A 25,478-nucleotide genomic window follows, 5' to 3' on the forward strand; every position below is an offset into this window, starting at 1 on the left:
TCATTAGTCACTTGCTAATTACGAATGACTAATGACCCATGAATCATGACCCATGACCCATGACAAATGCCATGAGTGACTCAACAAAAACCCTCTGCCCCTACTGTGGCGTAGGCTGTGGCTTAGAAGTTTCGCCGCCAGCATCTGCAAATCGGGAGACAAATCGAGATAGCCAAGGAAATCCGATCTGGAAAGTGCGGGGCGATCGCTCTCATCCCTCCAGTCAAGGTATGGTATGTGTCAAAGGAGCTACGGTTTCAGAATCGATTGATAAAAACCGTCTCCTCTACCCGATGATGCGCGACTCTTTGGATGCACCCTTCCGTCGCGCTTCCTGGGAGGAAGCCTTAGATGCAATTGTCAGTCGCATTGGTTCTGTCCTGAACTCCACTGGCCCAGATGCCCTATGTCTCTATGGTTCTGGTCAGTTCCTCACGGAAGACTACTACCTTGCCCAAAAGCTTTTTAAAGGAATCTTGGGCACGAATAACTTCGATACCAACTCGCGCCTGTGTATGTCTTCCGCCACGGCGGGGTATTTTTACAGCCTAGGTTCCGATGGTCCGCCTTGTTGCTACGAAGATTTAGAACTAACCGACTGTGCTTTTATCATCGGTAGCAACACAGCAGAGTGTCACCCGATTATCTTCAATCGGCTGCGGAAACACCATAAACAAAACCATCACGTCAAAATGATTGTGGTCGATCCGCGTCGCACCACAACCGCCGAAGCAGCTGATTTGCATCTAGCCATTCGACCCGGTACCGATATCGATTTACTCAATGGCATCGCTCATTTGCTTCTACGATGGGGCAAGATGAATGTTGAATTCATTGAGGATTGCACCGCAGGCTTTTCCACCTACGCTGAGGTGATTCAACACTATCCACCGGAAGTGGTCGCCGAACGCTGCGGCATTTCCCTGGATGAATTGATAACCGTTGCCAAAATGTGGGCTGATTCTAACCGAGTCCTTTCTATGTGGACGATGGGTTTGAACCAATCTTCCGAAGGGACTGCGAAAGTCTCCAGCTTGATCAACTTGCATCTGATGACGGGTCAAATTGGCAAACCCGGAAGCGGCCCTTTTTCTCTGACGGGTCAACCCAACGCGATGGGGGGACGGGAAGTCGGGGGTTTGGCTCATTTGTTGCCCGGATATCGTTTAGTCAAGGATGACCAGCAGAGAACCGAAGTTGAGCAGTTTTGGAAGCTTCCCGCTGGGAAGATTTCGCCGGTTCCCGGTCGCAGCGCTTGGGAAATTATCACCGGACTAGAGACGGGAGAGGTAGAGTTTCTCTGGATTGCAGCGACGAACCCGGCGGTAAGTATGCCAGACCTGGAACGAACGAAAGCGGCGCTAAAGCGATCGCCTTTTACGGTCTATCAAGACGCCTACTATCCCACGGAAACCGCTGCTTTTGCTCACGTTCTACTCCCGGCGGCGCAGTGGGGCGAAAAAACGGGGACGATGACAAACTCTGAAAGAGTCGTCACCCTGTGTCCAGCTTTCCGCAAAGCTTTGGGGGAGGCGAGGGCAGATTGGGAAATCTTTGCAGAAGTGGGTCGTCGGTTGGGATATCCCGAACAGTTTGCTTATACTCACTCATCGGAAATTTATGATGAATTTGTGCAGCTAACCCGCGATCGCCTCTGCGACCAAACGGGCATTAGTCACGAACGTTTGAAAAAAGAAGGCCCGATTCAATGGCCCGAACCCCTTAAAAAGGAAAAATTAAACATTAAAAAGGAACCGGGAAAATCTTCCCACAGCACTCCTAAAAGGCTTTACACTGACTTGCGCTTCTCGACACCGGATGGACGGGCGCGTTTTGTTGCTAAACACTCGCGGGGACTCGCAGAACCCCCCGATCCAAACTTCCCCTTTGTGCTGACGACGGGCAGGCTGTACGGGCACTGGCACACGCAAACTCGTACCGGACGGATTGCAAAAATCCGCCAAATGCATCCGCAACCGTTCATTGAGATTCATCCCCGCGATGCTGCGAAGTTGGCGATTCAGGAGAATGACTGGGTGGAAGTGCGAAGCCGTCGCGGAACTTCTCGATTCCCAGCCAAAGTCACTCAGACGATTTCTCCCGGTACAGTTTTTGTCCCCATTCACTGGGGCGATCTTTGGGCGGATGATGCCGAAGCGAATACCCTGACTCACTCCGCATCCTGTCCCGACTCTCTGCAACCCGAACTGAAAGCTTGCGCCGTGCAACTGGTGCCGATTGCTGCCCATCTGATCTCTGAGGAGTGTTTGCTTCCAGAGACTCAATCCAAAGCTTTGTCCTCACCGCTGCCTGTTTGAAGCGATCGCAAAAGCTTTGATTTTCTATCTGCTTTCACGCCTAAATTTCTACCAAAAGCTTACTGTTCTGGGTTAACCCGAACGCTATCTGCTTTTTCTCCAAAAGCGCTCCACAAGCCTGCCTCTCCCAGCGCGATTGGTGTCTGGGATTGGAGTTTTGCAAACGTTGAACTATAAACAACCGGAATCAAACCGAAAATCATCGATACCACCGTAACCAAAAGCACTACCATCAATGGATTAGAGGGTTCTTCCTCCGCTATCAATACTTGGGGGCGTTCTTGCGTTTTCATTACTAAAACCTTTTGATTAATTTCTAAAAATTGTGTGTCTATTTAAATCTAGCAAAAATTCTGTAGCTGAATATACAAAAATCTTCTTTTACAAAAGTTTAAAATAGCCTGAACTTGATTTTCTAGGTAGTGATGAATTTCAGCGAATACTGCACCTATCAAAAGGAGGAAATCAGGTTTAGCAAGTTTGCAGAACCCGCTGAGGGATGCAACCACCATCCGTGTCTAGAGAGGAGTCAATGTCAGGAAATGCTCACATAGGATTAATCTAATTTTGCGAGAGATTCTGGCTCTCCGACCAAATAACGCGATCGCATTCTGAAAATATAGAGACTTATCAATATCATTTAATTTTTTGAAGCCCTTACAATCTAATGGCTCCAAGACTATCCGCAAAACCTATTAATAAATGCTGACTTAGTAAGATGTGACAGATGTAAACAGACAGCTTCTAGAACGCCTAACTAGAAAATAGCAGCAGAGAAATCGGTCTAAAAATCCAAGCTGAGGAAAGCAGCTTTAGTAAAAACTTCTCATACCTTCCCTTTGATCAAAGGGAAGTTATTTGCTTGAAAAAATCAAACGGTTATCGCTCAGGAAATACTCAAAAATAATCCCTCTATTACACATTTTGCATGAGTTGAATGCAAAATGTGCAATGGAGAAGAAAGAATACTTCACAATACAGATACAATACCTAACAAGATAGAGATTTCAAAAGAAATCTGTCTTTTGTAACAAATTCTACGAACTCAGATTATTCAGTTCATTACTCTAACAGAAGCGCTTATTGCTAAAAAAACTAACGTTCGGCAGCTCGGCTCGATAAGGTGAGATTTTATGTTTGAAAACTTTCAAGCAAAAAATAGACCGAACCCCGTGGCAAGCGCCTAATTACGTAAATTTTTTACCTAGGATTTATATCCCCGATTGAATCTATAAAATTTACGCTAACCCAAGAACAGTTCCCGCTTTGATGCATACTTTACTTGAAAAGAAGAGGTTCTGAAATGTCCGGATTATGGTCATTTAGCGGTCGATACCGCATCTTACACCTGACCTGGTTTGCATTCTTTTTAACCTTTGTCGTTTGGTTCAACTTCGCCCCTTTTGCCACAGCGGTGAAAGCAGATTTAGGTTTAAATGAAGCCCAACTCAGAACTCTCGCTATTTGTAACGTTGCGCTCACCGTTCCGGCTCGAATTATTGTCGGCATGATTCTGGATCGCTACGGTCCTCGGATCACCTATTCATGCCTTTTAATTTATGCGGCGATTCCTTGCCTGATGTTTGCATTTGCACAGAATTTTTCCCAATTAGTATTAAGCCGCTTAGCGCTGAGCATCGTTGGGTGTGGATTTGTTATTGGCATTCGGATGGTGGCGGAATGGTTTCCCCCAAAAGAAATTGGCTTAGCAGAAGGCATTTATGGCGGCTGGGGCAACTTTGGCTCGGCAGGTGCAGCGTTTACCCTCCCGACAATTGCCACAGCAGCTGCCTTTTTAGGGGCAGGTCAAGTTAACTGGCGGTTTGCGATCGCGCTCACCGGAATTGTTGCCGCTATCTACGGAATTGTTTATTACTTCAACGTCAAAGATACCCCTGCTGGCAAGGTTTACGAGCGTCCTCAGAGCAGCGCCGGAATAGAAGTGACCACCCAGAGAGACTTCTGGTTTCTGTTGCTATCGAACATTCCCTTAGTCGGCGTTTTGGGTCTAATTGCTTGGCGCTTAAATCAAGTTAAATTCCTCAATGCTAGTCAACTATATATCACTTGGTTTTTGCTGCTGTGCTTGTATGCATTCCAAGCTTATAACTGTTGGAAAGCAAATAAAGGCTTAATGACTGGTAAAAAGCGATACGCCTCTGAAGAGCGCTATCAATTTGGTCAAGTCGTCAATTTAGAAATTGCTTATCTTGCCTGTTTTGGCTCAGAGCTAGCTGTTGTTTCCATGCTCCCAACGTTTTTTCAAAGAGGCTTTGGATTAACAGAGGCGCTTGCAGCAGGCGTTGCCGGAACTTATGCCTTTATGAACTTGGCGGCTCGTCCAGGAGGCGGCTTAATTTCTGACAAGATTGGCAGCCGGAAGTGGACGCTGGCGGCAACGCTTGCTGGCACGGGAATTGGCTATCTAGTGTTTAGCTCTCTGGGTGCAAATATACCCCTGTTCGGGGTAGTTATTGTGACCATGATTGCTTCCTTCTTTGTCATGGCAGCAGAAGGTGCGACCTTTGCCATCGTTCCCCTGATTAAGCGGCGCGTAACGGGTCAGATTGCTGGGAACGTGGGTGCTTATGGCAACGTAGGAGCGGTTATTTTCCTGACCGTCTATAGCTTTTTACCTCAAGATGCTGCGGGCGATCGCATCTTTTTCCAGATGCTGGGAATTGTTGGCTTAATTTCAGCTAGTCTTTGTGCCTTTCTTCTCAAAGAACCGGAAGGCTCTCATGAAGGTGAAGAAGTCGGAATAACATCCTCAAAAACTCCCGTTTTCTCGCACGAACGCGAACAAAACTAATTTTGATATAAGTCCTAATTGGGAATAAATGAGGTGTTAAAAGTTATCCCAACTTAGGTTTAATAACTGCCTTTTTCTAAAACCAACCGAGTAGGGGTGAGATTGAAACTCACCCCTATATTTGTATGGCGTGTCGGGCAGGTTTATCCATATGCTTGGCTACTCATGCTTCCTTACCGATTTAGGTAGATTTTTAATATTCTCTCTGGATAAAGTTGTTTTTAATACACCTAAACGGGTGATTTGGGATTAAGTTAACTTTGCTTTCTTACTCACACTGCTAGTGACTTTGAGGAGATTTTATGTCGTCTCCCGATCGAACAACTGCCAGCAACGAGCATAACGTATATGCTGATACATTACCTAACGATTCCAACAGTGCAGGCGAACTAACTTATCAGCAAATTATTCTCTGTTCGGCAGTCATTGGAATTGCTGGAGGATTAGTTGCAACGGTTTATTATTACGCACTGGAATTAAGCCTGCATTTTGTTTGGCACACGCTGCCTGGTGTTTTGAATCCTTACTTCCCTAGCGGATTTCCCGCCTGGAATTACGTGTGGATTGCTACCACAATTGGGGGATTTTTTGTCGGTCTCACACTGCACTTCATGGGACTTCCCGGTGAAGTTTCTCTAGTCGTTGATAAGGTACACGATCCAGGACGAATTTCTCTACGCCAAACTCCGGCAATGATTGTTGCCTCTCTGTTTTCGATTACAGCTGGTGGCAGTGCTGGCCCTGAAGCCCCGCTAGTACAAATCAATGGCAGTTTTGGCGGCTGGCTGGGTCAAAAGCTCAATCTGAGCCTGACGACAACCCGCGTGCTGACTTTCTGCGGCATGAGTGCAGCACTGGGTGCCTTTTTTGGCGCGCCCTTGGGTGGCGCACTCTTCGCCCTAGAAATTCCCCATCGTCGGGGATTGGAATACTACGAAGCGCTCATTCCTGCCGTGCTTTCGGCAATCTTAAGCTTTTTTGTGTTTCGATTTAACACGGGGTTGACGATTGGGGGGATGTATCACTTTGTCGCACCTCCTAAGCTTTCCCTGGTGAATTTAGGTCAAGGCGCACTGCTGGGGGCGCTAGGGGCGCTGATTGCGATCATCTTTATTGTTCTGTTCCGGAGTATTGGGTACTTGACTCAATACATCGAACACCACACGATTGCGCTGGCTACTTTGGGAGGGTTCGCAATTGGGCTGATTGCTTTAGTGTTTCCCCAGACCCTATTTTTTGGCGAAAAGGAAATTCATACGATTGTTGAAACAGGTTCGACGTTTGGAGTGACGATGTTGCTCGCGATCGCGTTTGCGAAGATGTTAGCAGTTAGTTTCACCCTCCACTCCGGTTTCCGGGGAGGATTCATCTTTCCGCTGTTTTACATTGGTGCAGCAGTTGGCTTGGCAATTTCTCTGGCTTTTCCACAAATCCACCCGACAATCGGTATGATTTGCATGATGGCGGCAGTGAACGTGGCGGTGACGAAAACACCGATTAGTTCCACTGTAATTCTCAGCGTGCTTTCAGACACCGCAATGGTGCCGGTTCTGGTGATTGCCAGTTTTGTCAGTTTCCTGTTGACTACCCAAGTCTCGTTGATTCAAACGCAGCGATCGCGCACGCCGACCGGGTTGCAAAACCCCACCTCGCTGCCCCTATATACTGCTGCTAGTGACTTTCCACAAACCAGCCCTTGAATCCTGCCGATATTGAAAGCTTTTCACGATTGTGGTAATGCTCCTATTAGTCGCAGTTTATGCCTTTAGGAGCTTTTTCTTTGGAGAAGTTATTCATCAAAATTTTTGTTATTTTTAATGAATTAATTACCCAGAAAATGAATGAAGGCTGACAAATCTACAAATAATTTCTTTCAGTTTGAAGCCGATTTTGTAGAATCCTTGCGTTGCATTCCGATGCAGGTGCGGATGAAATTAGACACTTGCGGCGTCAAACTAAAATTGCCTCACTGGCACCAATTTAGTCAAGCGGAACGACAAACCTTGGTAGAGATGCCCTGTACTACAACAGATGAAGCTCAAGCTTACCGAAAATTATTGCACCAATTCGTTGTAGAACACACAGGCGTCTCTCCCAGCGACCTGCCGATAGAACCTCATCCAGATTGGATGGATGCTACAAAAATACCGGCTAGCATTCAGGAAAAAGCAGCAGAATTTGGAGCAATACTGACATCCCAACAATGGGCAGAACTCACTCCCGCCCAACGCTTTGCCCTCATCAAACTCAGCCGCCCCAGTCACGAAAACCAAAACTTTTTACCCGCACTCCAAGAATTTCACTTAATCTGAGCTATCAAGAAATGTGAAAAAAATTGCTACTTACCTTGCTGCGGCATAGTTATTAGGTTACAAACGATGCTGGCAGTGCTAGAGAAAGCGTTTGTGGTTTGTCCCATCACGCTCATTATTCATCTGCCGTCAACTTTACAGGACATCTTCAACATGCCTTTTACCGCTAGCGTTATTTCATGTCAGGAGTGGGGGGCCAGACCCCCCAAACAGTGGTCAGAGGAAACCACACCTAAATACGTGATCGTTCACCATACCGATACGCCCAATCCCCCCAGCCATATATCGAAAGGAACTGTGGATGGAGCGAAAAAATTTGCCAAAAGTGTTCAGAATACCCACATGGATGTTTTCGGCTGGTGGGATTCCGGTCATAATTTTTTGAATACAACGGACGGCGTTCTCCTAGAAGGAAGAAATGGCACTTTAGCAAAAATTAAACGAGGTTTGTGTATTCGCTCGTCTCATGCTGGCAGTGCTCTAGGCAATGAATCGCCGGGAATTGAAAATGAAGGCAGATTCATGACCCATCAGATGGGTGAAAAACAATGGAATAGTTTAGTCGATTTATGCGTTTCAATTTGCAGTTCCTGCAAAATTTCTCCTGATAATATCAAAGGGCATCGAGATTTTTCTGCCACTGATTGCCCTGGTGATTGGTTATACGCTCAACTACCCCGTTTGCGTCAAGCCGTTCGTCAAAAGTTGAGTGCAATCGGTGTTCCGACAGACGATGGTTCCTTAAGAGTTGGGTCGCGAGGAGAAAAAGTCAAACAATTGCAGCAGTTGTTGAAAGACAAAGGTTTTAATCCGGGTCCCATTGATGGTAGTTTTGGTACGGGCACAGAAACGGCTGTGATTGCTTTTCAGAAATCCCAAGGGTTAAAGGCGGATGGAGTGGTAGGAACAACTACCTGGAATGCGCTCACCAACCCCACGCAAGTGCCTCCAGTTAATCTGGTGAATATGTGCAAATACTACCAAGGATTGCCTCATCAAGATGATGCGCTGGAGTGGCTTCAGACGCAGATTCCGAAAGCAACCCTCGATGAGTTTGGGAAAAGATGGCGTAAAACAACTTAAAAATCGGGTAGAAAAGCCAGGAGTTAGGAAAACAAACGATTCAAAATCTTCTCTTCCTCCTAGCTTTTGTCAGCTTCGACAGCAATCCTTGCAGCAGTTGTCAAATTCTCTGTTCTCGTGGATCTCGCCGTGCGTCCTGGAGCAGCTTGTTTCTTCACAACTCAAAGAGGATTGCGATCGCAGTCCTCTTTCATTCATAAAATCTTGGATCTCTCTTCTTACTCTTTCTTTGCACTCTATAGCGCTAAAGCGCATGGCTTCGCGAGTGCGTCTTCGCGGTTGCTAAAAAAATTTACAACTCAAAGAGGACTGCTTATTCAAGAGTCAGGATTTGATAACATTTAAGGGATAAGTTGACGAACGGCTTACCGCTAGCTTCATCTGTTATTGCCTCTGGCTTGATTGCTTGAGAATGACTTTTGGCTTGGCATAAGCGGATGAAAAGTCGATGCCCCCCTAATGAAGATTAAACGCGCTCCAAAACATAAACCAGAAAACATTTGGTCGAAAGAATGGGATGACCTACTTCGGGGTGCCGCGGGTGGGTTTTTATTCGGAATTCCGCTACTGTACACGATGGAAGTCTGGTGGATTGGGTCTTTCACGGAACCGCCGGTGATGCTAGCTGCGATCGCTGCCACGTTTATCGTCGTTTTCCTGCTCAATCGCACCGAAGGCTTTCGCAAATTTAAGGATATTCGACCGGGTGAAGCCGTAATGGATACCATTGAAGCGATCGCTATCGGCGTCGTCTGCGCGACAAGTATCCTAATTTTATTGCGCGAAATCACCTTCGATACCTCTTTGGGTGAAGCATTAGGAAAAATAATCTTCGAGAGTGTACCGTTTGCTTTGGGTGTGGCGCTAGCGCGTTCTTTTTTAAGTGGCGATCGCTATCAATCTCCTAACAGCGATGAAAATCCCCCACAACCAGACAAAACCCGTCTCAATGCGACCTTGGCAGATATTGGGGGTACTTTGATTGGTGCCACGATTATTGCCTTTAACATTGCGCCTACTGACGAAATTCCCATGCTAGTCGCTGCTTCTTCCCCTCCGTGGCTGATTGCGATTATTGTTGCCTCGCTGTTAATTTCTTATGGGATTGTCTTTCAGGCTGGCTTTACTAATCAACAACAACGGAAACAACAGCAAGGACTTTTTCAGCGTCCCTTAAGCGAAACTGTTTGCTCCTATTTAGTGTCGCTTCTGGCAGCCACATTTATGTTGTGGTTCTTCCACCAGCTGAGCTTTGACGATCCGTGGCAAATGTGGTTGAGCTATACATTGTTACTAGGACTCCCAGCCACTGTAGGTGGCGCAGCAGGAAGGTTGCTAGCATGAGCCAAACGAATCAAGATAGCAATTCATCCCAACAGCAACGACCGCCGCGATCGCTTGCGGAATGGGTTTCCTTTGCGATCGCGACATCTATTGTGGCGCTACTCGTAGGACTGGTGCTGTATGACTGGGCAACCCAGAAAAATGAACCCCCGACTCTATCAGTCACCGCGAAGGAAAGAGAACTTCGTCAAACTCAAGAGCAATTCTACATCCCTTTTGAAGTGACGAATACTGGTGGAGAAACTGCTGAATCAGTCCAGATTATTGCCGAGTTGCGGGTTAATGGGAAAGTTGAAGAAACTGGCGAACAACAAATTGACTTTCTCTCCGGCGGCGAAAAGGAAGAAGGCGCATTTATCTTTAGCCGCAATCCCCGCGATGGCGAGTTAGTCGTGCGAGTCTCTAGCTACAAGTTACCTTAAGTTTTTTGATAACTGCTCATTTCCCGGTTCGCTGTAATTATTGGAAACGATGCAATGGTTAATAACAAGCTTGTCGCAGCGAATACTCGATTTGCCTTCAAACTATTTAGGGAACTTACAAAGCAGGAGCCTGACAAAAACATTTTTGTTTCTCCAGCAAGCATAGCGATCGCGCTCTCAATGACCTATAACGGCAGTGTGGGGCAGACACAAGCGGCAATGGCGATCGCGCTGGAATTGCAAGAAATGAGCTTGCAACAAGTCAACGAAGCTAACTTACAGTTGAAACAATCGCTAGAAAATCTGGATAACGAGGTGGAGTTAGCGATCGCTAATTCGCTTTGGGCGAATCAGAATGTGGAATTTAAACGGGATTTTTTGAAGCGAACCCAAGAGTTCTACGGTGCAAAAGTAACCAACCTGGACTTTAGCAGTTCCGATGCTTTGGCAACTATTAACAACTGGGTAAGCGAAAACACCCACGGCAAAATCGAGACAATTCTCCAAAAGCTTGACCCTCAAACCGTTTTAATCCTAATTAACGCTATCTATTTTAAAGGTATTTGGGCAAGCCCTTTCGATAAAGAAAATACACACGATAGAGCCTTTACATTACTTGATGGGACGCAGAAACAGTACCCGATGATGTCTCAGCACAGAACCTACCGCTACTACCAAGGTAAGAACTTTCAGGCGGTTAATTTACCCTACGGTAGTGAACAGGTGAGTATGTACATCTTCCTTCCAGATCAAGACTCAAACTTGCAAGCATTCCACAAAAATCTGAACGCTGAAAACTGGAATCAATGGATTTACCAATTCTGGCGAGAGGAAGGAACACTTGTTTTACCCCGCTTTCAGCTAGAGTATGAAGTAGCACTCAATGATGCCCTGATTGCCTTGGGGATGGGAATGGCTTTTGAAGGAGGTTTCCAGCAGATGTCTGCCCAAGACATTGCCATTGCCAGCGTCATCCATAAAACCTTTCTCGAAGTCAACGAAGAAGGAACCGAAGCCGCCGCCGCAACTGGTATAGAAGCCTCATTCGGTCCCCCCGACCCTCCCTTTAGCATGGTGGTTGACCGCCCGTTTTTCTGCGCGATTCGGGATGATGATACTGGAAGTTTGCTGTTTATGGGTTCTATTATGGAGCCACAGACTGCAACATCCAAGCAATCAAACAGGAGTTAGGAAAATGGCGGAAAAAAAAATCTTGATGCTCGTCGGTGACTTTGTTGAAGACTACGAAGTAATGGTGCCTTTCCAGGCATTACAAATGGTTGGGCATACTGTCCATGCAATTTGTCCCGATAAGAAAGCTGGAGATAAGGTGCGAACCGCAGTCCATGACTTTGAAGGCGACCAAACTTATAGTGAAAAACCCGGTCACAACTTCACCTTAAATGCCACCTTTGATGAAGTGGAAGTGACAGAATACGACGCCTTAGTCGTTCCTGGTGGACGTGCGCCAGAATATATCCGTTTGAACCAGAAAGTATTAGAAATCACCCGCCACTTTGCCGAAGCAAATAAACCGATTGCCGCAATTTGTCACGGGTTGCAAGTTTTGGTGGCAGCGGGAGTGCTAGAAGGCAGAAGTTGCACCGCTTACCCCGCTTGCGGCCCGGATGTTAACCGGGCAGGTGGGCTTTACGTGCATATTCCACCAGACGAGGCAATGGTTGACGGTAACTTAGTAACGGCACCTGCATGGCCTGCTCATCCTAACTGGTTGGCAGAATTCTTGAAACTTTTGGGAACGAAAATCGAGCATCAAGAACTGGTTGCGGTTTAACGGTCTCAATCCTATCGAAGTTAGATAATTTACTTGTCTTAGCGCTACCTACACTTGCGATTCGGTCTTAGCTCCCCTTTTAAGGCTACGGTGTACGCACATCTTGGGTTAAGGGGCAAAAAGTTGATTGATCCCCTAAATCTCCCTTTTTAAGGGGAACTTTGACTTAATTCGCCACCTTTTTTAAGGGGGGTTGGGGGATCAAAACGAGACTTGCAAGTTAAAGAAGTCTTGTGCGTACACGGTAGCTTTAAAAGAGGGTTTGGGGTATCTCTTTGGATGTAACATCACTAATCGAGAAGTATTTGATTAGAAATCCAGTTCCTCAATCACAACCGTTCTTTTTTTCTGTTTTTAAAAAAACTACTGATTCGACTGTTCTCTTGTCTGGGTATCCAGCTTATCTACTCGATTACGCAAACGCTCCAACTCTAATCGATAGGTTTCTAATTGGCTTCTTGGAACCGTTAACCCTTCTTGAGTAACTCGATTTCCAGCAGGATTATCAATGAGTTGTTCAACTTGATTTAAGCAGGCATTTAAACCGGCAGCAAATTCATACCGAGTTACAGGCCGATTGCCTTGAAAAGTTCCATCGCCATTTCCACTGAGACACCCATAACGCTCTGTTGGAGGTGGCATTTGAGAATTTGGATTATTGGGAATCGCTTCCTGTGCAACTGCACTGTTTGCTAACAGCAAGGCCATTCCCAAAACGGCTGGACTATATAAAAGTAGAGTCTTAAAAAATTTAGACATTTTAATTCTTTCCACTTAACTTGCAAAAAGGTAACTTGAAGTCTGCTGAAAAAGAAACTTTTATATCTTATTGTAATGAAAATCAACTAGCTATGTGTTGATTGCTGCTGGGAAAAGTATCAAAGTTTACTTACTTCTAATTACAGATACCAGGTTCCGCCTTCAGACGTTATCCCAGTAATAGGTAAAGCGCTAGATATAAAAATTTATACTGTCTCAGGAGAACGCTGAATGAATTTACCAGGAACCTCCGTCTCTGTTTGGCTCGACACTACAGAAGGGACAAAATACCCGCAATTGACCAGTGATATTACCGTAGATGTTGCCATTGTAGGCGGCGGCATTACTGGCTTAACCGCTGCGTTGCTATTGAAACGCGCTGGATTAAGGGTTGCAGTAATCGAGGGCTCGCAAATTGGCAGTGGTGTCACCGGCTATACGACTGCCCACCTCACCGAAGCTGCTGACGAACGCTACCAAGACCTGATTTCCTCCTTGGGCGACACGGATGCGAAGCTGGTAGCAGAATCCAGTCGTGCGGCGATTGAACGCATTGCTAAGTTTGTGGCAGAAGAGAAGATTGATTGTGATTTTCAGCGAGTGCCGGGATATCTTTACACTGAAAAATCCCAGGATGTGTCTGAAATTGAGTCAGAGGCGGAAGCGGTTAGCAAGTTAGTGATTCCGGCTGCTTTGACCAAGGATGTGCCACTGCCATTTCCGGTAGAAGCGGCGGTGATGTTCCCCAATCAAGCGCAGTTTAACCCGATTCCCTATCTCCAAAGGCTTGCGAAGGCGATTGACGGTGGTGGCAGTTTTATTTTTGAGCAGTCATCTGTTGTCGATATCACCGGAGACAAGCCGAGTCGAGTTTCTACCGAACAGGGGACGGTAACGGCGCTAGATGTGATTATTGCTACTCATACGCCGATTCACAATCTGAACAGTCTCCCGGACTTGTATGTAATGACCACGAAAATTGCCCCGTATCGCTCTTACGTTATTGGAGTGAGATTGCGATCGCCATTACCGCCAGGACTGTTTTGGGATACCGAGGAGCCGTATCACTATACACGCAGCTACAAAGACCTGCTGATTATTGGCGGTGAAGACCACAAGACAGGCGAGGATGTGGATAATGAGGCGTGTTTCGAGCGCTTGGAAGCGTATGCGCGATCGCTCTATGATGTCGCCTCTATCGATTATCGCTGGTCAGCTCAATTGTACGAGCCGGTCGATGGTCTACCCTATATCGGGAAAACCGCAGCGAATTCTAATATCTACGTTGCTACCGGCTATTCTGGCAACGGCATGACCTTCGGCACCGTTGGCGGGATGCTAACAAGCGACTTGATTCTGGGACGGACGAATCCCTGGAGCGACCTTTACGACCCCAATCGCGCGAATATCCTCGCCAGCGCCCAGCGGTTTGTGACGGAGAATCTGGGCGTCGCCAAGCACTTTGTAGCGGATCGGCTTTTCAAGTCGGAGGGCAATGAACCCTCGGACGTAGCACCAGGCGAAGGCAAGATTCTTGACATCAACGGAAAGAAATATGCCGTCTACCGCGACGAGACGGATTATCTCTGTTCGCTTTCTCCAGTGTGTACTCACGCTGGATGCATTGTTGACTGGAATAACGCCGAAAAAACTTGGGATTGCCCTTGCCACGGTGGACGTTTCAGCCCTACGGGTGAGGTACTCAATGGCCCGCCGATTACGGATCTCGATCAAAAAGAATTGCCCAGTCAATTTACACCGAAAAGTTAACTCCATTCACTTTTCTTTTCCCTCTCCAGATTGATTAAGTCAATCTGGAGGGTTGCTAGCGTGTTGGGTGAATAGAAACAAGAAATCCTCTCTGGATTTCATTTTTTTAGACACAGTTTAAGGACACACTAATGCCAGCAGAACAACAGCTACAACCACCCCAACATCAAGACCATCGACCGGGTAGTGAATCAGAAATGACGCCTAGCCCCAAGGCGGATGATAGTAAATATCAAGGTAGCAACAAATTACGCGATAAAGTGGCACTGATTACCGGCGGTGATAGCGGCATTGGTCGCGCAGTTTCTATCTTTTTTGCCAAAGAAGGAGCTGACGTGGCAATCATGTATCTGAACGAACACGATGATGCCCAAGAAACGAAACGGCTGGTAGAAGAACAAGGGCGCAAATGTATTACGATTCCTGGCGACATTGGTGACGAAAAATTCTGTCAGCAGGCTGTAGAAAATACGGTTGCGGAGCTTGGGAAACTCGATATTCTTGTTAACAACGCTGCCGAACAGCATCCTCAAGAAAGCATCGAAGACATCACTGCCGAACAGCTTGAGCGCACGTTCCGGACTAACATTTTCTCAATGTTTTTCTTGACGAAAGCTGCACTCAAGCACCTCAAAGAAGGCAGCGCGATTATCAACACCACTTCGGTGACAGCTTATAAAGGGAATCAGCAGCTGCTCGATTATTCGTCTACTAAAGGGGCCATTGTTGCCTTTACGCGATCGCTCTCAAAATCTCTGGTGGAAAAGGGAATTCGCGTGAATGGCGTCGCCCCAGGTCCCATCTGGACGCCGCTCATTCCCTCAACTTTCCCAGAGGAAAAAGTTGCCTCTTTTGGTAAACAAGTGCCGATGCAACGGGCTGGACAGCCAGAAGAAGTTGCGCCTAGTTACGTCTTTTTGGCATCAGACGACTCTTCTTATATGTCCGGTCAGATTTTGCATCCCAACGGTGGCGATGTTGTCAATGCTTAACGCTGAGATGACTACCGATTTTTCTTGAAAAAATAGAAACCCGTTTTCTAACCAGAAAACGGGTTTTTTGATAGATGTTAGAAGTTAGCGAGGGGGTGCATCCTAGGGCATACGCCCTAACCTTGAAAGGTAGGCCTTGGGCGTACAAAAGCTGCTCCCCGTAGGCTGAAGAAGTTTTAGTTTAGTCTGCGTAGGCAGGCTTTGTTTATGTACAGCTACACTTTTAGTGTCGGAACGTGTATTTGCTTAGTGAACTAAAAAAACTCCCACCACGTAAGTGGTGGGAGTGCAAACGTCAGTTAAGTTTAGAGAGGTATGGCGTTAGAGGTTGAGCGTGCTTCCGATTACTTCGTCGAAGCTGCCATTTCTTGCTGAATTTTGCTCTTGGCAGCTTTGAATTCGCTAGACATTTGCTCTTTTTGTTCGGTGCTGCAATTGTTGTCAATGGCTGCAAACATCGTGCTTTCTTCTTGACGGATATGATCGCCAACGGCATCCATCAACTGCTTAATTTTTGACTTGAATTCGTCTTTGGAAGAAGCAGGGTTGATCGCTTTAATTTCATCCAACATCCGCTTCATTTCGGCTTGCTCATCGTACAGCTCTTGAGTATTGTCGTCACCGTAGAAAGACCGAACTCTGGGGTAAACAATTTCTTCTTCGGCTTGAGCGTGTGCCAATAAATCTTTGTAGAGCTGCCCAAAATACTCTTGGAGTTTTTGAGGATCGTCAGTAGCCCCAATTTCTGTAAAGATGGTGTTGGTCTTATTGTGATCCAGGCGGATGAGCGTCTGGATGTTCATATCTTGCTTATCGGTGTTTTGGGTGACGGCACTACCAAACACACCAGACAAGGCTGCAACAGCGTCTTGAACTCGTGCCCACAGTCCCTGATCTGCGTCTTTTCCAGTCAGTTCGCGGACACCCACGAGTTCTAGCAGTCCTTTGAGTTGTTCCTGGTGAGCGCGGTTCTCAAAGTTAACAGCATTTAAAGGTCCAATCGCCAGTTCAATATCAGCACCCACGACTTGAGCAGCTTTGTGAACTACGATACCGCTCATCGCCTGAGCGTGCTTCAGGAGTTCGTGTTGAACTAATTTCTGGTAGAGAGACAGCTTATCACCAGACATTAATTCTTGGGTCTTCTGAACAAATTCCTGAACTGTCTCGTGGGGTTCAGAGGGAACGCCGTACTGAACAATTACCGTTTCTAGAACGCCCAGGTTTTTCTGGTCGTCCTGGAGCATATTCTGCAAGCGATCGCGCACATCTTGATCGGGAGTGGCACCGAGCAGTGTTTGCTCGTTAGAGATGATTAAATTTTGCGTCGCTTTCATGTCTGCCAATTTTTGAGCGATCGCAATGCGCTTTGTATCGTCCAGTGTTGATACCATTTTTGTTCCTTCTTTGAAATATTATGATTTTTGAATCTTTATGAATAATCTCACAATCTCTTAAAGTAATTCATCTTTCCCGCGACTGAATCCAAAAGTATGGTTTATAGAGGAGATAAATACTTTTAACTTATAGATTTTTATTTGGAATTCAAATTATTAAAACTTCTACTTTTGATAGTTTGCAAAATTAGGGTTCTTGAGTATAGTGATGATTCATCTAAATAAGTTTCAAGAATATATCGCTGTAAATGATTTGTGAACGGGAGTTCTCCGGCTTCTCTAAAAAGCTGGATAGCTGAACCAATGGTATCTCACACCTAAAAAAGGATAGATATACTTTATTCCTTCAATATTCCTTCAATAGAAAACGTAAAGTTACGCGCTCAAGAAAAATTAACTCGTCAATAAAATAAATCTAGGAGGATAGCTTATAGACCCTCCTAGATTTAATTGCTTTATTCCAGCGATGGCAGTTAGCGATCGCACTTATTAACTATAGGGAAGCTACGTTCCAAACCTCCCTACAGAGTTAATTCTGTTCGCGCGCACTACTACTTGCTAGAAGCTGCCATCTGGTCTTGTAGCTTGCTCTTAACAGATTTGAACTCGGTTGCCATTTGTTGTTGCTGCTCGCTGCTGAAATTATCGCGCAGCTTAGCGAACATCTCGTTCTCTTCTTGATTAATGTGATGGTTGGTAGCGTCGCTTAGCTGACGAACTTTCGCTTTGAACTCAGAAGAAGAAGGACTCATCGCCTTAATTTCATCCAGCATACGAGCTTGCTCAGCTTGCTCGTTATACAGATCCTGTGTGTCCTGATAATAGGAGCGCACTGCTGGATAAACAACTTGCTCTTCGGCTTTAGCGTGAGCCATCAAGTCTTTGTAAAGCTGACCGAAGTATTCTTGGATCTTTTGAGCGTCGTTGGAATTCTCAATTTCCATAAACAAGGTCTTCGCCTTGCTGTGATCCATGCGAAGAATTTCACCGATGGTCATATCAGAACGGTCGGAGGTTTGGGTGACAGCACTACCAAATACCCCTGATAATGCGGCAACGGCGTCTTGAACCCGTCCCCACAGTCCTTGATCGGCTTCTTGTCCGGTTAGTTCGCGAACACCCAGAATTTCCAGAATACCTTTCAGTTGCTCTTGGTGAGCGCGGTTCTCAAAGTTAACGGTATTCAAGGGAGTAATGGCAGCTTCAACATCAGCACCAACTACTTGAGCAGCTTTGTGAATCAGTAGACCCGTCATGGTTTGCTTATGCTTAAGCAATTCATGCTGAGATACTTTTTCAAACAAAGTCAGTTCAGAACTTTCCATTAGTTTCTGAGCTTCACCAATTATCTTGGTTGTGGATTCCTTGGGTTCGGCTTTGACACCGTACTGAATAATTACAGTATCGAGAACACCGAGGTTTTTCTGATCGTCATCAAGCATATCTTGTATGCGCTTGCGAAGATCATCATCGGCGAGCGCAGAGATGAACTTTTGCTCGTTAGCAATTAGCAAGTTTTGCAGCGCTTTCATATCTGCCAACTTCATGCCAATCGCTATGCGCTTGGTATCATCTAGTGTCGTTACCATTCTTTTGTTCTCCACTCAATAATCATAGGATCGGAATCTATCTCGAAGATAGTCATCTCTGTCGAGTAGATTCATCTCTCTTTTGAGAGATCCCCCTTATTTATCCTTTTTATAACGTCCAATTTTTATTGGCTCTATCCAAAGATAGAAAAGATTCAAAACCTTAGGACTTTTCTTTTTTTTGGTTGGATTAGTATATTCTTATTTTGGTTATTCGGCATCTATCGTAAATCATATTTGAAAAGTTAAAATAGCCTGAACTTTGATGACGGAGATTTGACAAGCTAGTTATTATAAAAACAGTTTTGTGCCACTATCTTAAGAATGAAATATTGAGTTTAAATTTGTGTATAGCCGATCACTTTGTCACCATTCCACCATCAGGCAGATACACTTCTTAATACGGGTCGCTAGATTGACTCAATAACAGACTCAATTAAGACAAGGGCAGGAGACAGGGCGTGACGACGAATAAGGATGCTTCTCTGGGGCAGCAGGCACTTAACAAAGCAGCGGAAATAGGATTATCTAGCCAACTCGATGAAGTAGAAGAATTAGCGGTAGATATCCAGAGCGATCCACTGAAAATGGTTCAGGGACAGGTGGATTCAGTCACCGTTGAAGGTGAAGGTTTGGTGATGAACAAAGACCTCCGGATGGAGGAAATGAAAATGGAAATGCGTGGCATCTCCATCAATCCCCTCAGCGCTGCTTTTGGCAAAATTGAATTAACCAAACCTACTGATGCAACGACCCATGTTGTGTTGACGGAAGCAGACATCAACCGGGCATTCAACTCGGAATTTGTCGGTAGTAAGCTGCAAAGTATGCAGGTATCAGTCAATGGACAACCGATGACTATTGACACTAAAAAGGTAGATTTTCGCCTACCTGGTGAGAACAAAATTGCATTGAGTGCCGACGTGCTGCTACGCGAATCTGGAGAAACCACGCAAATTGCCTTTACAGCAGTGCCCCGAGTTGGTGCAAATGGGCAGAAGGTCAATCTGGAAGACGTTGAGTATACCGAAGGCAAGGAACTCTCCCCGGAACTGACGGCGGCGCTATTAGAAAAATCGAGCGAACTATTGAACCTGAGCAACTTCGATTTGCAAGGAATGTCGCTTCGCATCAAACAATTAAATCTAGAATCGGGAAAAATGACGCTTTTGGCGGAAGCGCGCGTGGAGCAAATTCCTTCAGGCTAGTGATGAACTGTTTGCGGTTCGCTGTTTGCCGTTAATCGAGGGGGTTAAGATCGGCAACCCAAAGCTAATAGCCAACAGCGATCGCTTGCTTTCACTCGTCTAACTCCTAGAATCCATAGAGAAGAACATGACACAAACTCCCAATATCCCGCCGCTGATTGAAAGTGATGAGACCGATTATCAAGATAGCGGGGTGACAAGCACAGTCGCGATCGCAGGACATCCCCTGCATCCACTGATCGTCACCTTTCCCATTGCTTTTTTGACTACACCAGCAGCAGCGGATCTCGCCTACTGGTGGACAAAAGATCTCTTCTGGGCACAAGCCTCCTTTTGGCTAATCGGCATTGGCTTGGCAAGCGGGGTGCTTGCAGCCCTAAGCGGCATGATGGACTTTCTGAGAATTGAACGAGTTCGCAAGCGCAGTGCTGGCTGGGCACACATGGTACTGAATGTCGCCGCCCTAGGGCTGACAATTGCCAACTTTGCACTGCGTTGGGGCAATACCTCAGGAGCCATATTGCCTACAGGGCTTACAATCTCAATTATTGTGGCAACCCTTCTCGGTTTGTCGGGTTGGTACGGAGCCGAGCTAGTCTATCGGCATAAAGTTGCTGTGATCGGCTACGGCGATTCAAATAGATAGAAAAAATAAGCAGGCGACATCCACGTCGCCTGCCAATTAATTTAAAAATTTCCTCTACACTTGTTTAGCATCGCTAAAAGGTAGAAGCCGCAAAAGCTAAATTTTTCTGCGTTATATCAATCCTGGCCCTTGATGACGCTTGTCACCTTCCATCGTCAGCTTCCCTTCTTCATCGTCCTGTAATTCTGAGACAGTTTCAGCGCGTTCGGCAGCCTCGGCTTCTTCTTTGGCTTTTAAGTCTCCAGGTTCGTTCACATACATTTCGGGTTCGATGGCATAGTTATTTAAAAGACCCTCTTTGTCTACCGTGTAGCCATCTGTAGTATCGATACTTCCATCATTTGTTTGATCGTTAGTAGGGGATTTTTCTTCATCATCTTTTCCGGGAGTTGTTTTAAATGCATTCCCCTCTCTTTCTCTACGTGCTGCGGTTTCAGCAGGTACAATCCCCCGATCGTAGTTATCTTCACCAACTCGTTGACTGCTGTCTACGTTATCTGTTTGATTATTCATGACTATTATTCTCCCAACAATATTCAGCTTTAGAAACTAAGAATATAATTTTTGGTATACCTTTATACTCTACCTTGAGTATTAGATCGTCAAAGTATAAAAAATTTAGATAAGATTGCGTAATCAATAACGACTAGGATATAAATTAATCTCCTACTTAAGAAGGAAATATTGAACTCTTCTGTGTGCTATGAAGCTCAGTTGGATGCAGAAGCCTGCTCGTTGGCGCGGCTTTAGTCTAAATGTATAGAATACAGAACTGAGAACTGCTTGGAAGTGTAGCCAATGCTTCGAGACGCCAAATATATCAAGCGGATTATCCTCTCGCTGCTGATTATTGTGCCCCTGGGATTGCTCTCCAAGAGATACACTGGGTTCGGTCGCGGCTGGGTCAACGATTTCTCAGGTGATATCTTATACGAAATATTTTGGTGTTTGTTCGGGTTTTTCCTGTTTCCGAGTCGCAAAGCAATCAACCAAATTCCAATTTGGGTATTCGGTATCACCTGTACGATCGAATTTCTGCAACTGTGGCACCAACCTGTTTTAGACTCGATTCGCTCGACTTTTCTGGGCAAACTGTTGCTTGGAACCACCTTTTCTTGGTGGGATTTCCCCCATTATCTGCTCGGTTGCATCATCGGGTGGCTATGGTTACAGCAAATTGTTAGAGGTTACAAAGATAAAACCCCGATTCGCTCGGATAAATAGATAGGATGATTAGATGAGGGAGAATTTTCAGTAGTTTTTAGCCTGTGTTTGATGGCTAATCAGATGTAACTGAATTAACCCGAACGGGATGCCCCTACCTTGATTTAACTTTTGATCTTTCTCGCCAGTTTTTCAGCATCAAGCTGTTTTCTTTCAGCATCAAGCTTAGGGTAATTAGCTGTTCGGATAGTAATATCAGCTCTTGGCTCGTGGCGATTAGCTCCTGACTTTCGCAGATAAGCTCAGACGATCTGCTGAGCAGATAGTCTGTTCTGGTTGTTATATTTTGCTGAGATATCTCAGAATCTTGCTGTTTAGATTCTGCCAAATCTAAAGGATATGGGGGAACTTCAAAACAAGTTGATTTTTGCCACTTCCTGTTGCTCAGTTTGTGTTTTGTCATGCTCTGAATCCAGTTAACGGAGATGTTAGCAGGTATTGTAAAAGACAAAATTTGAACTTACTAGTAGATTTTAAAGGTGAAAGCGATCGCGTAGCACCTGCGTAGCAGGTGCTACGCGATCGCTCGAATTTTTGGACGGGTTGTAGTATCTACTTATCTATATATTAGTTGCTTGGATTGTACGAGCAGCTTTTTCCTTGTGGCGATTAGCGCTTCACTTGTAGCGATTAGCGCTTCACTTGTGGCGATTAGATCCTGACTTTCGCCGATCAGCCTAGATGATTTGCTGAGCAGATAATCTGTTTTAGTTATTATATTTGGCTGATATATTTCAGAATCTTGCTGTCCAGATTCAGCTAAATATAAATTATCTTGATGAATTTTACAGCAAGATAGTTTTTGCCACTTCCTATTGCTAACGTTATATTTTGTCATGTTAGGAATCCAGTTGATGAAGATGCTGGTGTGGTGTTGTAAAAGAGTGAAGTTAGTTCAGTGGATGCCAAAAATCGAGCGCTCGTGTGGCAACCGCTACGCGGTTGCCACACGAGCATTTAAAATTTAGAATCTCGTCGTACTATCTACTCATCTAGCAATTTTAGATCAATTTTTCTGGATGAATTTTTTTCGTCAAAACTTATTGACAATGGATTAAATTCGTAGATTTAGCTTTGCCCTTTCAAATAAAAGATATTAGAGACTAATCTAACTAAACTTCTATCTCCAGGCAGAAGTTAATACGAACGATATTTGTATACTACACTACACGAAAACCTGTGTTGAGCGATCGCTATGGTTATGAAATTTATCGTTAACCCGCATGATAGCTACAACCAGATTACCATCACCCCAGCCAGATGAAGAAGCAAGTAAAGGTTAAACCCAATTCAAAAAACCAAAGAATTGAGGAAGCTGAGGACGGTAGCCTTACGGTTCATTTAAAGTCGCCACCTTTAGATGGTAAGGCAAATGAAGAGTTAATTCAAATACTCTCTAAAAAATTTAACATATCAAAATCAAGAATTTTTATCAAATCGGGTTTATCGTCAAGAAATAAGCTAGTCGAAATAGACGACGGTTGAACCTAACTAGAAAATCTAGCAATCTTATTGAAGTTGTGAGCCAGCCCTTCAGATACCTGACTGCTCTAAAAAAAGTCGGGTACCTGACCTTCCCGAACCATTCAGTAAGATTCTATAGCAGTTGCTCGGTAAAGGTGTTGTTCTGACTGCACGCGATCGCTATTTTCATTTTCCGTTTAAACTCATCCCCGTTAGCTTTAAATTAACAAAAGATTAATTTTAGAAACTATCTATTGGTAGATTTCAAAAGCTCAAAGTCAAAATCTAAAATTCAAAAGGGAATAACTCAACCTGGTACACTTGAACGAAGAGGTCAACTCAGCATGCCACACGTCTTACTGATCGATGATGAAGAGGCATTACGTGCCAGTCTCAGCTACGCCTTAATTAAAGAAGGCTATCAAGTGACAACCGCAGGGGATGGACAGACTGCACTCAAGTTGTTCCACAAGCAAGTGCCGGATGTGATTATTTTGGACTTGATGCTACCAGGCATTGATGGGATGGAACTCTGCTGGCGCATCCGAGCATTTTCTAATATCCCGATTTTGATGCTGACAGCTAAAGACCAAGATATTGACAAAGTTTGGGGATTAGAAGCGGGTGCAGATGACTATATCACCAAACCCTTCAACACTCGCGAACTTCTCGCACGCATAAAAGCTGTTCTCCGGGGTCGCGCTGTGGGTCAACAGTCTCTACAGGGAGATTAAAAAAATTGAAGTTGTACCTTTGAAAAATTCAAGGAGCTGGTTAGCAATTCATATCCGATGGAATTCAATTTACCGGAAACTGTTAGTTACCTATTTAGCACTCACCGCATTAGGAACTTCTATTCTGGCAAGCTATATTCTGTTCTCTTTCCATGCCTATTTCATGAGGACGAGACAGGCTGATTTAGATGCCTGGACAACAGCCCTCAGCGAGAGTGTTGCTGACGCTTTAGAGGAAAATGATCTTGAGCGGGTAAGAGTGCTAGTGCAACGCTACGGTTCACCGGAAGCAGTCACCCTGCGCGTCTTTGCACCTGATGGTCGCCTGCTATTCACCTCCGCCCCCCAGCTAGATCGGCAAGTCCCTAACTGGTTAGCTGTTGCTGGCGTGAGAGAAGCGCTACAAAATCAGCCGACGCAAGGGGTAGCAAAAGGGATTCTATCCAACGATGACCGAGTGTATGCAGTGCGACCGATATTTCGGAAGGGTCGTCTGCTCGGTGCGCTGCGGATGTCGATCACTTTAGAACAGTTTCAGCGTCAGTTTCGCCGCGTCATTTTCACCGTTCTTGGAACGCTCTTCTTGACGCTCTTGCTTTGTGCGCTGATTAGCGAAAGCCTTGCCCGTAATATTGCCAGACCGATTCAGGCGATGTGCCACTTTGCAATTGAGGTGGGTGGGGGTCATTTAGGTGAGAAGCTGAACATTCATCAAGATGATGAAGTGGGTCAATTAGCCAGTGAATTGAATCGCATGAGCGAACGGCTGGCTTCCTTAGATAAAGAGCGGCGGGCATTCCTCGCAAATGTGTCCCACGAACTGCGGACTCCTGTCAGCAACGTCTATGTCACCCTAGAAGCACTCGCCAATGGAGCGGCTGAGGAGCCGGAGTTACGCGATCGCTTCATCCAGACTGCACAGGATGAAACCCTGCGCCTGTCCAGGCTAATTAAGGATCTGCTGGATTTGGGACGACTCGAAGCAGGCGTAACGCCACTAGAACAGCAACCGCTAAAGTTGCGAGACTTGATCGAACGGGCGGTGCGAGCAATGGAGTCCCGCATGATAGCCAAGGAAGTTGGCATCAGCGTGGAGGTTGCGGATGTTCAAATCCAAGGCGATCCAGAACGACTATTGCAAGCTTTTCTAAATATATTGGACAACGCGATTAAGTTCTCAGTACCAGAGTCTAAAGTTTCTGTCTCAAGCAATATAGAAGGTGCCCAGGTTTCAGTAAAAATTCGCGATCGGGGAACCGGAATCACAGAGAGCGATTTGCCCCGCATTTTTGAACAATTTTATACAGCAGATCCCTCGCGCAAAGGCAGCGGAACGGGTTTGGGGTTAGCGATCGCGCGACGGATTGTGGAAGCACACGGCGGCACGATTACGGCTACTAGCACTCCAGGTCAAGGCGCAACTTTCAGTATTCGTCTTCCCCTCGACACCGCCGCAGAGAAACGAAAGAGTTAATATCCTGTCCGGCTTATCGCTTTATTTATAGTCGGCTTATCGTCGGTTGGAAATTGGGGCGTTGTTCTGTTGGACAAGGGCAACCTGATGCAGGAGGACACCTCATTCTGCTCCCCCTACAAATTGCACTGTCGT

The 25,478-nt window shown here is 45.6% G+C and carries 22 protein-coding genes; 17 read left to right on the plus strand and 5 right to left on the minus strand.

Annotated features, from left to right (window positions below; genetic code table 11):
• The first annotated feature begins 71 nt into the window (after positions 1–71).
• Complete coding sequence (locus NC996_RS04645; protein ID WP_190688372.1) at positions 72–2,318, plus strand: nitrate reductase; 2,247 nt, start codon at positions 72–74, stop codon at positions 2,316–2,318.
• 59 nt (positions 2,319–2,377) lie between these two features.
• Here the strand turns inward: NC996_RS04645 and NC996_RS04650 are convergent, their stop codons facing one another.
• Complete coding sequence (locus NC996_RS04650; RefSeq protein WP_190415875.1) at positions 2,378–2,611, minus strand: hypothetical protein; 234 nt, start codon at positions 2,609–2,611, stop codon at positions 2,378–2,380.
• A gap of 1,010 nt (positions 2,612–3,621) precedes the next feature.
• Between NC996_RS04650 and NC996_RS04655 the strand changes: the two genes are divergently transcribed.
• The 8 genes from NC996_RS04655 (at position 3,622) to NC996_RS04690 (ending at position 12,086) form a co-directional block, all read left to right on the plus strand.
• Positions 3,622–5,130 carry a NarK family nitrate/nitrite MFS transporter gene (locus tag NC996_RS04655; RefSeq protein WP_190688375.1) on the plus strand — a complete coding sequence of 503 codons (1,509 nt, stop codon included), beginning with the start codon at positions 3,622–3,624 and terminating at the stop codon, positions 5,128–5,130.
• A gap of 302 nt (positions 5,131–5,432) precedes the next feature.
• Positions 5,433–6,830 (plus strand): chloride channel protein, encoded by a 1,398-nt coding sequence (locus NC996_RS04660; protein WP_190688377.1) that lies wholly within the window; start codon positions 5,433–5,435, stop codon positions 6,828–6,830.
• Positions 6,831–6,971: 141 nt separating this feature from the next.
• Positions 6,972–7,442 (plus strand): nitrate reductase associated protein, encoded by a 471-nt coding sequence (locus tag NC996_RS04665; protein WP_190688380.1) that lies wholly within the window; start codon positions 6,972–6,974, stop codon positions 7,440–7,442.
• 66 nt (positions 7,443–7,508) lie between these two features.
• Positions 7,509–8,525 carry a peptidoglycan-binding protein gene (locus NC996_RS04670; protein WP_242029117.1) on the plus strand — a complete coding sequence of 339 codons (1,017 nt, stop codon included), beginning with the start codon at positions 7,509–7,511 and terminating at the stop codon, positions 8,523–8,525.
• 459 nt (positions 8,526–8,984) lie between these two features.
• Positions 8,985–9,869, plus strand: a complete 885-nt coding sequence (locus NC996_RS04675) for a TIGR02587 family membrane protein (RefSeq protein ID WP_190524404.1) — start codon at positions 8,985–8,987, stop codon at positions 9,867–9,869.
• A complete protein-coding gene (locus NC996_RS04680; protein ID WP_190415885.1) occupies positions 9,866–10,291 on the plus strand; it encodes a TIGR02588 family protein in 426 nt (141 codons plus the stop codon). Before NC996_RS04675 ends, NC996_RS04680 begins: the two co-directional genes overlap by 4 nt.
• 54 nt (positions 10,292–10,345) lie before the next feature.
• The gene (locus NC996_RS04685; RefSeq protein WP_190440022.1) at positions 10,346–11,482 is read left to right on the plus strand and encodes a serpin family protein; all 1,137 of its coding nucleotides are present in this window, start codon (positions 10,346–10,348) and stop codon (positions 11,480–11,482) included.
• 4 nt (positions 11,483–11,486) lie between these two features.
• Entirely contained in the window at positions 11,487–12,086 is a 600-nt protein-coding gene (locus NC996_RS04690) for a DJ-1/PfpI family protein (RefSeq protein ID WP_190688383.1), read from the plus strand.
• A gap of 363 nt (positions 12,087–12,449) precedes the next feature.
• Here the strand turns inward: NC996_RS04690 and NC996_RS04695 are convergent, their stop codons facing one another.
• Positions 12,450–12,845 (minus strand): S-layer homology domain-containing protein, encoded by a 396-nt coding sequence (locus tag NC996_RS04695; protein WP_190688386.1) that lies wholly within the window; start codon positions 12,843–12,845, stop codon positions 12,450–12,452.
• 231 nt (positions 12,846–13,076) lie between these two features.
• Here NC996_RS04695 and NC996_RS04700 point away from each other — a divergent pair, with 231 nt between their 5' ends.
• Both NC996_RS04700 and NC996_RS04705 read left to right on the plus strand, forming a co-directional pair.
• Positions 13,077–14,615, plus strand: coding sequence for an FAD-dependent oxidoreductase (locus NC996_RS04700; protein WP_190688388.1), 1,539 nt, complete (start codon positions 13,077–13,079; stop codon positions 14,613–14,615).
• Positions 14,616–14,746: 131 nt separating this feature from the next.
• The gene (locus NC996_RS04705) at positions 14,747–15,607 is read left to right on the plus strand and encodes an SDR family oxidoreductase (RefSeq protein ID WP_190415049.1); all 861 of its coding nucleotides are present in this window, start codon (positions 14,747–14,749) and stop codon (positions 15,605–15,607) included.
• Between the two features lie 344 nt (positions 15,608–15,951).
• On the opposite strand, the gene NC996_RS04710 is transcribed toward NC996_RS04705, so the two are convergent.
• Positions 15,952–17,001, minus strand: coding sequence for a hemerythrin domain-containing protein (locus NC996_RS04710; RefSeq protein WP_190666302.1), 1,050 nt, complete (start codon positions 16,999–17,001; stop codon positions 15,952–15,954).
• A 554-nt stretch (positions 17,002–17,555) separates the two neighbouring features.
• Positions 17,556–18,593, minus strand: a complete 1,038-nt coding sequence (locus tag NC996_RS04715; RefSeq protein WP_190415051.1) for a hemerythrin domain-containing protein — start codon at positions 18,591–18,593, stop codon at positions 17,556–17,558.
• Positions 18,594–19,054: 461 nt separating this feature from the next.
• On the opposite strand from NC996_RS04715, the gene NC996_RS04720 reads away from it, so the two are divergent.
• Both NC996_RS04720 and NC996_RS04725 read left to right on the plus strand, forming a co-directional pair.
• A complete protein-coding gene (locus NC996_RS04720; protein ID WP_339380440.1) occupies positions 19,055–19,801 on the plus strand; it encodes a DUF2993 domain-containing protein in 747 nt (248 codons plus the stop codon).
• A 127-nt stretch (positions 19,802–19,928) separates the two neighbouring features.
• The gene (locus tag NC996_RS04725; RefSeq protein ID WP_190415052.1) at positions 19,929–20,447 is read left to right on the plus strand and encodes a DUF2231 domain-containing protein; all 519 of its coding nucleotides are present in this window, start codon (positions 19,929–19,931) and stop codon (positions 20,445–20,447) included.
• Positions 20,448–20,558: 111 nt separating this feature from the next.
• On the opposite strand, the gene NC996_RS04730 is transcribed toward NC996_RS04725, so the two are convergent.
• The gene (locus NC996_RS04730; protein ID WP_190415053.1) at positions 20,559–20,960 is read right to left on the minus strand and encodes a hypothetical protein; all 402 of its coding nucleotides are present in this window, start codon (positions 20,958–20,960) and stop codon (positions 20,559–20,561) included.
• A gap of 285 nt (positions 20,961–21,245) precedes the next feature.
• On the opposite strand from NC996_RS04730, the gene NC996_RS04735 reads away from it, so the two are divergent.
• From NC996_RS04735 to NC996_RS04750, 4 genes are all read left to right on the plus strand, one after another.
• On the plus strand, positions 21,246–21,671 hold the full coding sequence (locus NC996_RS04735) for a DUF2809 domain-containing protein (protein ID WP_190415054.1): 426 nt from the start codon (positions 21,246–21,248) through the stop codon (positions 21,669–21,671).
• Between the two features lie 1,260 nt (positions 21,672–22,931).
• On the plus strand, positions 22,932–23,156 hold the full coding sequence (locus NC996_RS04740; protein ID WP_190688391.1) for a DUF167 domain-containing protein: 225 nt from the start codon (positions 22,932–22,934) through the stop codon (positions 23,154–23,156).
• 323 nt (positions 23,157–23,479) lie between these two features.
• A complete protein-coding gene (locus NC996_RS04745; RefSeq protein ID WP_190415056.1) occupies positions 23,480–23,869 on the plus strand; it encodes a response regulator in 390 nt (129 codons plus the stop codon).
• Positions 23,870–23,888: 19 nt separating this feature from the next.
• Positions 23,889–25,343 (plus strand): HAMP domain-containing sensor histidine kinase, encoded by a 1,455-nt coding sequence (locus NC996_RS04750; protein ID WP_190429981.1) that lies wholly within the window; start codon positions 23,889–23,891, stop codon positions 25,341–25,343.
• Positions 25,344–25,478 lie beyond the last annotated feature (135 nt).

It is taken from the genome of Trichocoleus sp. ST-U2, from assembly GCF_039961875.1.
Taxonomy (GTDB): domain Bacteria; phylum Cyanobacteriota; class Cyanobacteriia; order Cyanobacteriales; family FACHB-T130; genus FACHB-T130.

Coding starts and splice junctions, on each gene's coding strand:
- NC996_RS04645 (WP_190688372.1), top strand. CDS start 72: ATGAGTGACTCAACAAAAACCCTCTGCCCCTACTGTGGCGTAGGCTGT.
- NC996_RS04650 (WP_190415875.1), bottom strand. CDS start 2,611: ATGAAAACGCAAGAACGCCCCCAAGTATTGATAGCGGAGGAAGAACCC.
- NC996_RS04655 (WP_190688375.1), top strand. CDS start 3,622: ATGTCCGGATTATGGTCATTTAGCGGTCGATACCGCATCTTACACCTG.
- NC996_RS04660 (WP_190688377.1), top strand. CDS start 5,433: ATGTCGTCTCCCGATCGAACAACTGCCAGCAACGAGCATAACGTATAT.
- NC996_RS04665 (WP_190688380.1), top strand. CDS start 6,972: ATGAAGGCTGACAAATCTACAAATAATTTCTTTCAGTTTGAAGCCGAT.
- NC996_RS04670 (WP_242029117.1), top strand. CDS start 7,509: ATGCTGGCAGTGCTAGAGAAAGCGTTTGTGGTTTGTCCCATCACGCTC.
- NC996_RS04675 (WP_190524404.1), top strand. CDS start 8,985: ATGAAGATTAAACGCGCTCCAAAACATAAACCAGAAAACATTTGGTCG.
- NC996_RS04680 (WP_190415885.1), top strand. CDS start 9,866: ATGAGCCAAACGAATCAAGATAGCAATTCATCCCAACAGCAACGACCG.
- NC996_RS04685 (WP_190440022.1), top strand. CDS start 10,346: ATGGTTAATAACAAGCTTGTCGCAGCGAATACTCGATTTGCCTTCAAA.
- NC996_RS04690 (WP_190688383.1), top strand. CDS start 11,487: ATGGCGGAAAAAAAAATCTTGATGCTCGTCGGTGACTTTGTTGAAGAC.
- NC996_RS04695 (WP_190688386.1), bottom strand. CDS start 12,845: ATGTCTAAATTTTTTAAGACTCTACTTTTATATAGTCCAGCCGTTTTG.
- NC996_RS04700 (WP_190688388.1), top strand. CDS start 13,077: ATGAATTTACCAGGAACCTCCGTCTCTGTTTGGCTCGACACTACAGAA.
- NC996_RS04705 (WP_190415049.1), top strand. CDS start 14,747: ATGCCAGCAGAACAACAGCTACAACCACCCCAACATCAAGACCATCGA.
- NC996_RS04710 (WP_190666302.1), bottom strand. CDS start 17,001: ATGGTATCAACACTGGACGATACAAAGCGCATTGCGATCGCTCAAAAA.
- NC996_RS04715 (WP_190415051.1), bottom strand. CDS start 18,593: ATGGTAACGACACTAGATGATACCAAGCGCATAGCGATTGGCATGAAG.
- NC996_RS04725 (WP_190415052.1), top strand. CDS start 19,929: ATGACACAAACTCCCAATATCCCGCCGCTGATTGAAAGTGATGAGACC.
- NC996_RS04730 (WP_190415053.1), bottom strand. CDS start 20,960: ATGAATAATCAAACAGATAACGTAGACAGCAGTCAACGAGTTGGTGAA.
- NC996_RS04735 (WP_190415054.1), top strand. CDS start 21,246: ATGCTTCGAGACGCCAAATATATCAAGCGGATTATCCTCTCGCTGCTG.
- NC996_RS04740 (WP_190688391.1), top strand. CDS start 22,932: ATGAAGAAGCAAGTAAAGGTTAAACCCAATTCAAAAAACCAAAGAATT.
- NC996_RS04745 (WP_190415056.1), top strand. CDS start 23,480: ATGCCACACGTCTTACTGATCGATGATGAAGAGGCATTACGTGCCAGT.